At 42.0% G+C, this 13,990-nt stretch carries 6 protein-coding genes; all 6 read right to left on the bottom strand.

The features are described from left to right. Positions 1-430 precede the first annotated feature (430 nt). The 6 genes from LQ227_RS24975 to LQ227_RS25000 all read right to left on the bottom strand — a co-directional run bounded on the left by LQ227_RS24975 (position 431) and on the right by LQ227_RS25000 (position 13,468). Entirely contained in the window at positions 431-2,056 is a 1,626-nt protein-coding gene (locus LQ227_RS24975) for a RagB/SusD family nutrient uptake outer membrane protein (RefSeq protein WP_230146455.1), read from the bottom strand. A gap of 33 nt (positions 2,057-2,089) precedes the next feature. Continuing rightward, positions 2,090-5,188 (bottom strand): TonB-dependent receptor, encoded by a 3,099-nt coding sequence (locus tag LQ227_RS24980; RefSeq protein ID WP_230151799.1) that lies wholly within the window; start codon positions 5,186-5,188, stop codon positions 2,090-2,092. An 843-nt stretch (positions 5,189-6,031) separates the two neighbouring features. Then, positions 6,032-7,213: a DUF4998 domain-containing protein gene (locus LQ227_RS24985; protein WP_230146457.1), complete on the bottom strand. Its 1,182-nt coding sequence runs from the start codon at positions 7,211-7,213 to the stop codon at positions 6,032-6,034. Between the two features lie 20 nt (positions 7,214-7,233). Beyond that, complete coding sequence (locus LQ227_RS24990; RefSeq protein ID WP_230146458.1) at positions 7,234-8,412, bottom strand: DUF5000 domain-containing lipoprotein; 1,179 nt, start codon at positions 8,410-8,412, stop codon at positions 7,234-7,236. Positions 8,413-8,444: 32 nt separating this feature from the next. Then, complete coding sequence (locus LQ227_RS24995) at positions 8,445-10,340, bottom strand: RagB/SusD family nutrient uptake outer membrane protein (protein WP_230146459.1); 1,896 nt, start codon at positions 10,338-10,340, stop codon at positions 8,445-8,447. 2 nt (positions 10,341-10,342) lie between these two features. Beyond that, a complete protein-coding gene (locus LQ227_RS25000; protein WP_230151810.1) occupies positions 10,343-13,468 on the bottom strand; it encodes a TonB-dependent receptor in 3,126 nt (1,041 codons plus the stop codon). Positions 13,469-13,990 lie beyond the last annotated feature (522 nt).

Below are 13,990 nucleotides of genomic sequence, written 5' to 3' on the forward strand. Positions count from 1 at the left end.
GATAAAAGAAGATACGGTTATATCTTCAACTGGCAAAATGCATTCAGATTTGTTAGGAACAGCCTAATTGAGTTAGTAATGGGATCAAAACTGAAAACAATAATTAAACAGCTAATAGAGCAAATTTCTAAAACTGTAGTTGCGGTAAAGCCAACAAGAAGCTTTCCCAGAATTAAAGTTCGGCAAAATAAAAGCAGGTTGCACCAAGCATATAAATAGCTTAACTTAATAGCATTGGAGACGCTAAGACTAGATGAGGTATCGTATAGACCTCTTTACCCGCAAGAAGTGAAAAGGCGTAACCTTCTTAAATTAGTGTTAGAAGGAGGATGTTTGCACTATTGAATAGTACTCAAATAAAAACGCCATTCCCTTAGGAATGACGCTCATCATACTAACCAAAAGTATCTTAATTGACTACATCAAAATATCAATAGCCCGGATTTTGGGTTAAATTTTTATTTAGATCCCTTTCTGACTGTGGAATTGGCCAGAGCTCATTTTTACCAACGACAAAACTGCGCTTTTTGAAAATATAGTATCCATTTGCGTTTACGGGATAATCTTTATAATTGGCAGGGTCGTTGGTAAGTTTCATACCGGTAAACTGCTGATTGTTCTCTGAGCCGATGATCCCCCATCTCAAACAATCAAAATACCTGATCCCTTCAAACGCAAATTCTACACGGCGTTCTCTGCGTAGGATTGTTCTGAGTGCTGTTGGATCTAAGGTGGTTATTGCTGGCATTGCCACAGCTGCCCTTCCCCTTACTTTATTTATTGTTGCATCCAATAACACCTGATCTACACCACTGCCAGACTCTAGCTTTGCCTCTAAATAGCCAAGCAATACTTCTGCATACCTGATCAAAGGAAAGTTGTTTCCCGTATTATTGGTTGTTGCTACAGCAGGATCATCCTCGAGGAATTTATAGATAGCATATCCGCTCCAGACACCAGGGTACTGGTTCAAGCGGTCGGGAAGCGTTGTCCCGGGCTTTGCAGAGTAAACTTTTCCGCGAAAACTCGTACGGTCGGAGATCATGATGTTGAAATCCATTCTTGGATCGCGGTTGTTATATGGATTGTTTTTATCAAATAAAGGAGATTCTGCTATCGTTTTCCCGTCCTTACACTCATATGCTTCAACCAGTTCATTAAATGGTGAGTATTGGTGCCACCCGCCCCATGTTTCGGGTGTAAGGTATTGCAACAAGGCATGGTTGTAAGTATCCCTAATGTACTGCATTGACATGATGATCTCACGACTGGTTTCCCCTGCATTTAAGAAAAGTTCACGGTATCTGGGATCGATAGCATAATAATTATAATCGATGATGGTTTTATAAGTAGTCGCTGCCTCTGCCCACTTTTTCTGAGCAAGCTGCAACCGGCCAAGAATGGCCAGTGCCGATGCAGCAGTCATGTGACCAAGACGGTCTGCACTTACAGAAACAGGAAGTGCAGCGGCCGCAGCCTTAAGCTCACTTTCGCAAAATGCCCAAACCTCTGCTTTAGGAGTGCGGGATACAGAGTTTGCCTCATCTACCGTCAACAGTTTTTGTACAAGAGGAACATCGCCGAAATATAAAGCGAGATTGAAGTAGTTGTATGCCCTAATCGTTTTTACCTCACCTATCATTACTGCTTTTTGCGCCGCATCCATACTCACCAGACCAATATTGGCTAAAAAATTATTGCACCTTCCAATCTGTGAATAGGCCTGGGAATAATACGATCCCACAAAGCTATAGGTAGAATTTAATGTACCATTGGTGAAATTATCAGGAATAGACTCCTTTTCGGATCCATTACCAGCCATCAGGTCAAGGTTAACCATTGATGTTGCCGCCCAGAAATTATAACCGGTAAAACCTGCCCCACTGTCATAGACCCCATTCAAAGCAAGTGTTGCATCACCAGCTGTTTTCCAGAAAGTGGCATCTGAAATTGATGAAAGCGGCTGGGTATCTAAAAGGTCTTTTTTACATCCTGCAACCACACTCAGGAAGGTACATCCCACCACAACTGTTAATTTATATATATAATTTTTCATTTTGTTTTATTTAATGATCCTAACTACATTAGATTACAATTTCACATTTATACCAAAGGTATAGATGGCAGAGAGTGGATAGAAGTTTGGGTTGTCTCCCGAACCCTGGCCGTTTTCTGGATCCCATCCTTCGTAAAAATCATTTAATGTGAAAAGATTTTGACCACCGACAAATAGCCTAACCTTATCCAAACTGATTTTTTTAGTCAGATTAGATGGCAAGGTATACCCGATCTGGACGTTTTTCAATCTCAGAAATGTTCCTGATCTATTCCAGTAAGAGTTTCTCTGAACATTGGCACTACCCTGGCTCAGATTGGTAATGCGTGGATAAAGTGCATTTCTGTCAGGATTTTGTGTGGTCCATGCATTTTCATATTGCCATTGCTGAACATTCCCACCGTTATATAATGCGTAGGCCTGATAAGATCCCATCTGCACCGTATATCCTCCAAGTCCGGAAAATAAAGCTGAAAAATCAAACCCTTTGTATGCAGCAGTTAAGTTTAGTCCGTAAGAAGTTTTTGGATTGGTATTTCCTAAAATCTGCCTGTCATAAGTGGCATCTACCTTTCCATCCGGAACCCCGTTTGGTCCGCTGATGTCCTTAAATCTGATGTTACCAGGGACACCACCATTTGGTTGTGTTGGGTAACTTGCAACATCCGCAGCATCAACAAAAAGACCATCGGCCACGAAGCCGTAAATCGGGTTTAATGGTTGGCCTAGAAAGAAATTGGGGATTACGTTTTGAATATCGCCCGCTATTTTGATTACCTTTTGATTATTGTATGAGAAATTTGGTGATACGCCGAAGTTTACCTGACCTATTTTGGCATTGTAGGTTAAACTTACTTCGACACCTCGATTCTGAATTGAACCCGCATTCTGCGTTGGTGCGCTTAAGCCAAGTGTAGAAGATACCGGAACCTGGTATAAAATGTCTTTAGCTGTTCTGTCGTAAATATCCACTGTACCACTAAGCGCATTATTGAACAAGGTGAAATCAAGACCAAGATTGGCAGTTGTTGTTGTTTCCCATTTGATATCCTGATTGGCAGCTGCAGTCACCGCAGCACCAGGGGCAATTACCCCTCCGAAATTATACCTTACATTGGTGCTGATGTTATATTGATATGGGTAATTGGAAATATTGGCATTACCCAAGGAACCATACGATGCTCTTATTTTCAGCTCATTAACCCAATTAATATTATCTTTAATAAATGATTCCTCGGAAAGTCTCCAGCCGGCAGAAACCGCTGGAAAAACCCCATATCTGTTTTTAGGCGCAAATCTTGAAGAACCGTCATAGCGAACATTGGCCTCAAAAAGATATTTACCACCGTAATCATAGTTAAAGCGGGCGAAGAAAGACCTGAAAGCGTATTCATTGGCAGATCCGGCGTTTTGCATATTTGTCGTTGCGCCAGCGTCGAGCTGATACAACAGATTGTTCGGAAATTTGTCGCGGTAGGCACTTGTGAAATTATCGCGGTGTGCTTCTTGCTGATAACCACCTAAGATAGAGAAGTTATTTTTGCCAAAACTTTTAACATATTTTAAAAGTAAATTAAGGGTAACTTCATTTCCATCGGTATTACCTATCCCCAAACTATTTGGGCCCACATAAGTCGTCTTATCAATGTTAATATCCGCAATATATGTTGTATTTACACTCGTGTAATAGTGATATCCAGCAGTTCCACTTAGGTTCAAACTTGGTATGATGTCCCATGCAAGTGTGGTATTACCATAAAAGTTTTTAGCACGAAGATTATTAAAACCTTCACTAGCCAGCCACGCTTCGGGGGCGAAGAAATCCTGTCGGCCGTAGGTACCATCTGATTTCAGTCCTGCAATAGTATTGGGCTCACGTACCGAAAATCCAATAATCCCACCTATTCCAGCGGAATTGGACTGAGGCTGTGTCTGAAATTGAGAAAAACCGAGTATACTGGTTTTAAGGTTCAGATTATCTTTGATACGGGTATCGATGTTAGCCTGTATATCGTATCTTTTGTTGTTGGTTTCTGCCGTTAACCCGTTATGATCCCGATAGCTACCTGATAGATAATACACATTATTGCCTTCACCGCCAGAAACATTAACATTGTGGTACTGCTGAAATCCAGAACCTGTATTCAACAGATCCTTTAAATGGGAAACGTTGGGAAAGTTATCCGGATCGGTACCACTTTTATATTTTGCGACCACATCGGCACTTGCACCAGTTAATTCCGCATAAGTCCATGAGTCGACAAATTGTGGTAAACTCGTTATTTTCTCCCAGCCAAAATAGTTGTTATAACTGATAATGGTTTTCCCCTTTTGTCCACGTTTAGTGGTAATCAATATTACGCCATTTGCCGCCCTGTTGCCATAAATTGCTGCAGAGGCCGCATCTTTCAGTACGGTCATACTGGCAATATTGTCCGATGCCACATCATCCAGTGACCCTGCAATTCCATCAATCAATATTAGGGGGCTGCTGCCTGCATTGAACGTCCCTACACCTCTAATGATTACCCTTGCTCCGTCACTGCCCGGACGGCCTCCACCCTGCTGCACCTGCACACCCGGGGAAAGCCCAGATAAAGCCTGGGATGCCTGGGTAATGGGTCTGTTATCAAGGTCTTTTGAAGAAACTGTAGATACCGATCCGGTAAGGTTTACTTTCTTTTGGGTTCCGTAACCAACAATAACAACTTCATCTAGTTTTTTATTGTCATCGGCGAGCTGAACATTGATCTGTGTCTGTTGTCCAATAACAATTTCTTTGCTTGTAAAGCCTATAAAGCTAAATACCAGCGTTCCTTTACCATCGGGGATAATTAGTGAATAATTTCCCTGTGAATCTGTCTGAGTTGCTTTTCCAGACTCTTTGTGCCTTACCACAGCCCCTGGTATTGCTTTTCCGGTAAGATCGGTAACTTTACCGCCAACAGTAATATCAATTTTTATATGCCCGGTATTGAAAACACGTGGCTTGTGAATAACAATAATATTATTTAAACTATTGTAACGGCTTAAATTTGTACCTGCTGTTCCGCTAAAGGGGATAGCGAAAAGTATTGAGCAGAAAGTGAACAGTGTTAATAATCGGCGCCATTTTTCTGGCGACTTTGGCATCATTTCCATATTTGGTCAGTTGGTTGTTATTATTGAGAATCAGGCAAGGATATTTCAGTTGCCTGCTTATTGTGACTTGAACAAATTACCTCAGCCCATATAAAAAGGCTGGTCAAATAGCTTTAGATTAAGTTCGTTTTCTTTTCATGGGCATATGATGATTTATTTGCACTTTTCCTACACGATAATTACAGGAATGGATAATATTGAGACTTTTTAGGCCGGAAAGATCCATTTTAGTTATAGGCGACAGTTTTACCATGCTTCAAAATATTTGGTTGCACATTCTTCAAATCAGACAAAGAATATATTTCAAATATAAAAGGCGCAATAGTTGCAGGATTTATGGTAATCAGACTTCTTTTTATACTTTTCCGATTTTTCGCATTAAACCAACGCTGATAATTTTTCCTAAAAAACAAACGAGTTGATTTGCCCTCTATTTTTATGGGACTAGGCTGATGATGGTATGGACAGTTATTTGGCTTTAAACGCTATAAATCAGCAGAATCCTTAAACTGCCGATAAACGAGATCAATTAACAAGCGCAGCTTAATGACTTCTAAAGGATCGTAAAACGCTTAAAGTATTTAACGTGCTTTGTTATCCAGACTCCATTAGACCGGAACACAATTACCAATATACCCTTTTGATTTACAGATGCTTACAAAACAACCACATTAACAAACTGATTTATAAATAATTGAGTATTGGAAAAAAGTAGTGATTGTGCCTAACAGGCTAACCCGCAAATCAGAAATCCAAACCATTAACATGGCTTGGATTTCTATTTATTACAGTAAAGGATGTTTCTTGATATCGGATGTATTGTTTCCGAGCCAATCAGTCCTTATATAACCGCACTTTACTGAACCTTACACTACTCTGATTTTTGACTACCATGGTAGAAACAAATCCTAATGTAATCTCCTGGGTCTGTGTCAATGAGAAAGGAACGGCAAAATCTTTTCCATTCTGCGAATTATCCAAAAATTTAAAACTTCCCAGGGCCTGTGAAATGTCGGCCACATCGGGCAGTGTTTGGCCCAGGTTTACAACGGCGTAAGTAGCCTCTAGTGGATTGGCAATTTCAGACACTGTTACCACATAACGATATTTCCCTGGTGGGAGTGTAATAGTTTGATAGATTTTTCCATTTGTAATTTGGGGTGTACCCCAATACTCAAAAGCAATAAAACCACCCCCATTATATGAATCCCACCCACCTACGGCGCCATTGGACATGTTTCTAGCGGCGGCATTGGTAGTCCAATCTGCAACTAAGCCCCACCTTCCATCTCTTTTACTTTGAAGAAATGGTGCTCCCGGGTTTTTTAAATAAAACTCTGTTATTTTCCGGGATGCAGAAGCGCTATAAAATGTATCAATGGCCAAGGAATCTGGTAAAAAAAGAGTCCGGTACTGAATATCTGTACCAGGATTTTGATCGGTCAAGGTCGTCTGTATTGCGTCTTTGGATATCCTTTTAATCGTTACTTTTCCGTTTATGTTGGTATAGGTAACTTCTGCACCTATCGATCCTGCATCTGAAGCGCGCCAGTTGAGATATGTTGTTCCATTGGATGGCTGATAAACAATATTTTCCAATATACGGTTCAACAACGATTTCTCAAAAACATCGCCATAAGCGGCACCTTGCTTCAAGGCTGCGACAGATTTATTTCCACCTTTATCGTAGGTTAACACCTCAAATGAATAATTGCCTTCCGGAAGTGGCGACACCATTGCTTTTATGGTATCTATTCCTTTTCCCCTGGTGATGGAAACATCCTGATGATTTGCCTTGTTGTTCCAGTATATAGTCGCTTTTACGATATTTGGATCGGATATAAGCAGGAACCTGACCAATGCCCTGTTGCGTCCCGGCTGGATCCTTAATGAATCGGCTTTACCTGGGTAGACAATAACTTTGCCATCGGTGAATTTTTTGTAATCATCCATTTTGCTGCAGGAAACCATTAATAAGGTAACTGCAATAACTGAATAAGCAATAATATGTTTCATACTATATAATTTAATAAAGATCATTTGTCGTTTCCATAAAAAGTCATCTCTGAAACGTGAGCTGCCTGTCCCCCTGGTCCTATCCAAGTTTCCAATACCTTAATTCGGATATATCTTACAGGAGGTGCATCCAAAGGAACATTGGTCTCTTCACCGCGTGCAGCAGCGGCTACATCCTCATTGGAGTTGGAACCGATCGGCTGAGCAGAAGGCTTAATAGAAACACATGATGCCAATTTGGTCCAATTGGTATAACTGCCATCGCTGGCCGGATTGGTCGAACCCCAAATTTCATATCTTTTGGGATTTCCATGGTTATAAATCCATATACCCTGTCTTTGCCAAAGCGTAAAACGGCTTATCTTCGCGGTCACACCAAGATCGAAAGTAACCTGGCATGGCATACCGACATCTGTGGTATGCCACATATTTCCCTCTGCCGATATTACGTTGTTCCACAGGTTACTGATAGGCAGGCTCCAGCCAACCGGAGCGTCTGTAGGCAGGGTAAGCACCTTAAATTTGCTTTTGTCGAGCTGTTTTTCAAAAATCGGCGTTAGGGTTGCTTTTGCCGTATCGGTGCGGTTGTCCCATCTGTCTCTGATATAAACCCCGAAAACTGTTTCTTTAGAGGGAAAGCCCCTCGAGGAGAAAAGACCGTTTTTAGATTTGGTATAGATGGTTTCTCTTGTTGCAAAATTGCCCAAAGAATCTTTATAAGTTACCACTACTGCAATATTGGCCTCCGTAGGATTGGCAAAGCTTATATTGATGCCACCAAAATCGGTAACCAAAGCCAGGCTTCTGCGAACGGCGAAAATGGGCGGCTCAAGCGCTTTTACTTTAATGGTTACCGGTGCTGACCTGTTTTCGGATTTGTCTACGGCATAAAGGTTAAGACTGTAAGATGCAGTATCGGCGAAACCATCAACAGTTAAGGCATTGGTGTAAGAAGATGCTTTAACGCTGATTACCTTACCGTATTTATTTGTATATTCTGCCACCACATACATCAGGTCTGCATCTGAGGGCAGATTATAGGAAACCTTAACTGCGCCTGCCATGCGTTCAGAAACGGGATTTGAAATCGGAGGCGGTGCTACTGTATCTTTTTCCAAAGGTGTCAGTATATCTTCTTTGCAGCCAAATATCATCACACAAAACAGTGTGGCCAATACATACCATTTATTATTTTTCATCACATTCAATTATTAAATTATCCTATAATTAATTACCAACCAGGGTTTTGAACCAGATTGGGGTTGACAATCGTATTGTATTCTTTTATTGGCCACAAATAATCACGGGGCGCTACAAACTTCTGGTTGAAGAGCAGTTTTGGCCTATAATATCCAGTAGCATCGGTCTGCTCAATGTCCCATCCATAAACTGGGGTATTGAGCGTAGCTGAAGCTTCTTTCCACCGCCTTAGATCCCAGAACCTGCTCCCTTCGAATGCCATTTCAATTCCGCGTTCCTGATGGATTATCTGTCTTAGCCCTGCCTGATCTTTATATTTGCCAGGGTTATTGGAATAAGTATCCCAAGATAGCTGAACGGCTTGCAGACCGGCTCTTTCCCTAACCAGATTGAGGTATTGATAAACCGGTTCCGAAGGGCCGTTTGCCTCGTTCAATGCTTCGGCATACAACAGATACAGATCGGCTAAACGCATCAAAGGCCAAGGATATTCTTCCTGGGTATAACTCAGGCCATCCTGTATTACAAACTTCCAGTTTACGAGCTTTTTGGTAAAGTATCCTGTAATTGAATAGCCAAATGCTGCACGCCTTGATTGCCCCTGTCCTGATTTAGCCTGTACCGGCCAGGTTTTATTCTGCATATACCATAAAGAGCCGTCAAAGGCCAAATCTGCGTAAAACCGGGGTTCTCTGTCGAAATGTAATGCAGAGGTGGTGTAGCCATCCTGCAGATAATCCCGATCTAAGGAGGAGGCAGTTTTTAGACTGTATCTGTCAGAAAAGTTCCAATTTTTATCCTCGGCGATAGGCACTCCGTTTTTGGTATAAAACAATTCGGCCATGCGTATTGTCGGCGCCAGTTGTCCCAGTAAACTCTCATTGCCCGATCTAGCAGCATCTAGCCTTGGTATGGACTGAAGCTGTATCCCCGATCCCGTTCCATTTGTAAAACCCCAGATCAATTCCTGGTTCCAAGGCTCACAGACACTGTTTCTAATATCCATCTCCTTCTTGAGCTTATCGGATATGCTGGTTAATGCAGAATTGAATTTATACAAACGGATCCCCGCAAGCTCACAAAGATCAATGGCCTGTTTACAGGCATCAGCAGCTTTTTTCCATTTCGCGACGCTATAAGTCGAGTTTACCAACGCTGTCCCATCTGCATTCTTTAATCCGTTATAATCCGAATTTCCATTAAACTGCGGACTTGCGGCCAATGTTAATACCCTTGCTTTTATGGATATGGCAATCGGGCGGGTAATGTGACCTAGTTCAGAAGAGCGGTTTTGAATGGTAATAGGCAACTTGGCAGCAGCGGTATCCATTAAACCTGCGATATAGTCAAATACCTTATCAACCGGCTCACGTTTTATCCTTACCTCCTCGGTTGTTGCGGTAATGGGCAGGTTTTTATCGATGATTGGAATCGGCCCATACATCCTGAGCAAATAAAAATGATAGTAAGCTTTCAAAAACTGCACCTCGCCTGTCCATATATTTTTTTGTGATGGATCCAGGTCTGGCACTTTGTCTACATTATCAAGGAAAATATTGCAGTCACGCAATGCTTTGTAGATGGCTTTACCATCCTGCTCACCGTCCCAATAATTGAGCAAAGGCGATGTAAGGGACTGATTGCCCCTGGCAATCTGCTGAGGGTAAGACGGGAGCCGGCTGAGTGAGGTAATAGGCCAATAAGTCCAGAACTCATCACTGGCCAGCATTGCCGGATTCTGACTGACATTGCTTTCCTGGGGCAGGTAAGAGTAACAGGTAAACAGGTATTTTTCAGCTTCATTCCGATTGGTGAATGCGTTTTCTATTGTTGCGATATTATCCGGAACGATATCCAGATAATCTTTTTTGCAGGAGAGTATCAAGGTTAAGATAACTGCTGCCAAAAATATGCTTGTCTTTTTCATAATTAAAACCCTATTTGTATACCCACATTATAAACTCTCTGTACCGGGTAACCTAAGCCGTTGCCACCCATTTCAATGTCCCATAGCTTAAAACCACTAAGACTCAATAAGTTGGTTCCGCTCACATAAAAGCGTGCATTGCTTAGCTTAACCCTGTTGATTATTTTTTTTGGGATTGAATAACCTACTTCAGCGGATTTCAACCGTAAAAATGAACCGTTGCGCATAAACCAGGTATTTGTCTGTACGTTATTATTGTTCTGACTGTCGCTCAACCGGGGCCAAAGCGCATAGAGGTTCTGGTTGTCTTCAGACCAATGATCGTCTGCATAGGCTTTGATCAATGCATTTTGTGTCCCCCCCAATGATTCACCGGGATAGTTGTAAGGTACAAATGGTGCTGTAGCCCTGGTGTCGATCCAGAATGAGGAACGGGCAGACCCCTGGAAAAACACCGACAGATCAAAGTTTTTATATCCTGAAGAGAAGCCAAAACCGTAAATGATCTCCGGAACGGTAGGCAGGCCGATAGGTACCCGGTCGAGGTTGGTAATCTGACCATCTCCATTTACATCCCGGTATTTGATATCGCCCGCTGCATATTCGCCGAAGGTCTGTTTTGGAGAATTGGCCACATCATATTGATCGATAAATAACCGTTCTGCAATTAAGCCATAATTCTGATTAAGCGACTGCCCGATCCTGGAAAGATAACTTTCTTTGTACTGAGGTTCCTCAAACTGTGAAAATTCACTGTGTGCATAGGTAAAGTTTCCATGCAGACGGAGCCATAAAGAAGAATTAAAGTTTTTGCTATAATCGGCTGAAATATCTACCCCATTTGCTTTTGCCTTACCTGTATTGGCTTTGATGGCAGCAGCAAGGCCCATTGTACTGGGAATAGCAGCACGCTCCATTAAAATGTTATCCCTGGTTTCGGAGAAAATATCTACCTGTAAATTGAAATCGTTAAACAGGGTCAGCTCTGTACCAAAATTGAATTTCTTAGCCCTTTCCCATGTAATAAAAGCATTATCGTAACGATTGACAGTTATTCCCGGCCTGTAATAGGCAAATTGCTCACCAAACCTGGCCCCCTTGCCTCCATCGGACAAGTTAACTTCTGAAAGATAAAAGAAACGGTCTTCCGGTGATCCGATAGCATCATTCCCGACAATTCCATAGGTTGCTTTTAACCTTAGTTTACTTACGATAGTGCTGATCGGTTTCCAGAATTTCTCATTGGATACCTGCCATCCAAGCCCTATCGCTGGAAAAAAACCATACCTTTCGGTTTTGAAAAAACGCTCAGATCCATTATAGCCAAAGCTGAGTTCGGCGAGGTAACGGTTGTTATAGCCATAAGTAAAACGTCCAGACACACCTTGATTACGGTACGGCAAAGATTTTTGCAGGGTACCGCTGTTTGCAAAGAGCTGTTGCCTTCTTTGATATACCAGTAGGGCCGTTATATCATTTACTTTCGAAATCTGCTTCACATAATTTACCGCAGCCTCCATGTAGGTTGTCGTATTGATATCCTTTGCACCTTCGTTGTAATTCAGGTATTCGGTCGCCGAACCCTCATTCAGCAGGGTTAAACCATAAGTATCCTGCAGGCTATTGTAACCACTGGCCGAATAATAAAAAGGATTGTAATTCCGGCTGACATCGAAATAAGAATACCGGGAGGTATTGAACATGCCCCTCGCCGAAAGGCCCTGCGTGATGAATGACAGATCCTGTTTCACCTCAAACTGTGCGTTCATCAGCGATCTTGAGTAATCGCGGTAACCTTTCACCAGATCTGCATAAGGATTGATCAGCAGACCGTTACTTGAATTTCCGAACAAAATGTGGTTTGTTTTTGGCATTTGGCCTGCCGGATAATATGCAGGGAACAAAACGGGATTGCTTCTCATAATTTTGGTATACAACCCGCTTCCACCATCTATCGGCCCTGTATAGTCATCAAAACTTCCGGCTAAACGCACAATGACTTCTGTGGTTTTCGTCATATTGATATTGATGTTCGAGCGTAACTGATAGGATTTAAGGCTGATATTGCTGTTAAAGTTATTACGTTCATCAACTTTAAGAAGACCGTTGTCATTGTTGTAGGTACCTGCTATGTAATAACGGGCTACCTTACCGCCACCATTGGTACTAAAATTCATACGCTGATTATTCGTACGGTTTTTAAGTAACATTGTCCGCCAATCATTTGAAGGATAAATATTAGGATTGGCACCCAATGCGGTCTGATCGATCTTGTTTTGGGCATATGGAAGTATGCCTAACGGATTGCGGGTAACAACGGCCTCATTTGCAAGTTTCATATAGGTTATGGGATCTGCAAACTCCAGGTTTCTTGTATTTTCAGATGTAGAATTTTCAAACCTGACCTGGATTTTTGCTTTCCCTTCCTCACCTGTTTTTGTCACAATCAGGATGACACCATTTGCGCCCCTAGCGCCATAAAGGGAAGTAGCTGTAGCGTCTTTCATGATGGAAAAACTGGCAATGTCATCTGGCTGCATTCTGGCCAGATCGGTTGAGGTAACCTCAATTCCGTCTATTAGTATAAGCGGGTCTTTTTTATACCCAAAAGTTGTTACTCCGCGGATAAAGAAGGATGCATTGTCCTGTCCAGGCTCTCCACTGCGCTGATAGGCAATAACTCCCGCCAGTTTACCTGCTAATGCAGTGGTCAGGTTACTGGATGGAACTTTCAGGTCTTTTGGGTTGATGGTGGTAATCGCACTGATCATGCTGGATTTCTTTTGCGTACCAAAAGCGACTACGGCTACCTCATCGAGATCATTCAGGGACTCCATCACTACATTTATTGTACTTTCGCCCTTAATTTCCACTTCTTTGGTCTTATATCCGACCATACTGAAAACCAGGGTACCATTTGCGGGAACCTTTAGGCTAAATTTCCCATCGTTATCTGCCTGTACCCCTATTTTGGCAAATTTCAGCGTAACGGTTGCACCTGGAAGTGGTCCCTGAGCATCTTTTATGGTTCCTTTGACTACAATCTCATCCCGTAAAAAATAAATATCGGAAAAGGGAGTGTGACCGGTAGTTTTGGAGCGGGCGGTCTCTGGACTGGATAAGCCCAAAATCAAAAAAGGTATGCAGAACAGATTGACTCTGGTTCTCTTCTTCGATCCCAAAAAAGGCGTTGTTCGTCGCTTCATAGCAACATACTTCATTAAAGCATTCACGTTCATTTAGTTTATATTTGGTTAATCGGTTGGTTTTTAATAAGTGGAATACGCCAAATAGCCTGTTCAATGCCCAACTACCAGCAGTATTCTTTAAATTGGGAATGATCGGTAAAATTCCTTTCCCAAGGGCCCGACAGCTGATTGCCAGATGAAACGGCGCGCCTATTCTTTCTTTGATCACTTTAAATTCCCCATCAAATACTCCTGTGGTTGCATTTACCTGCTTACCAGTACTGAAAGCGCTATAAACCATAATTTTGTCTTAAGCAGAACCTTTAATGCGTTATAGTCGCTTTTCATTTGAAGTGCCTAAAAAAAGAGTCAAAGCAGTTCCTTATACCCCGACATACAGGGTTCAAACAGAAAAACGAAATGGTTGTAATGGCCTACCTTAAGTTGCAGACGGGGCTAGTA

The organism is Pedobacter sp. Bi27, assembly GCF_918698255.1.
GTDB lineage: Bacteria > Bacteroidota > Bacteroidia > Sphingobacteriales > Sphingobacteriaceae > Pedobacter.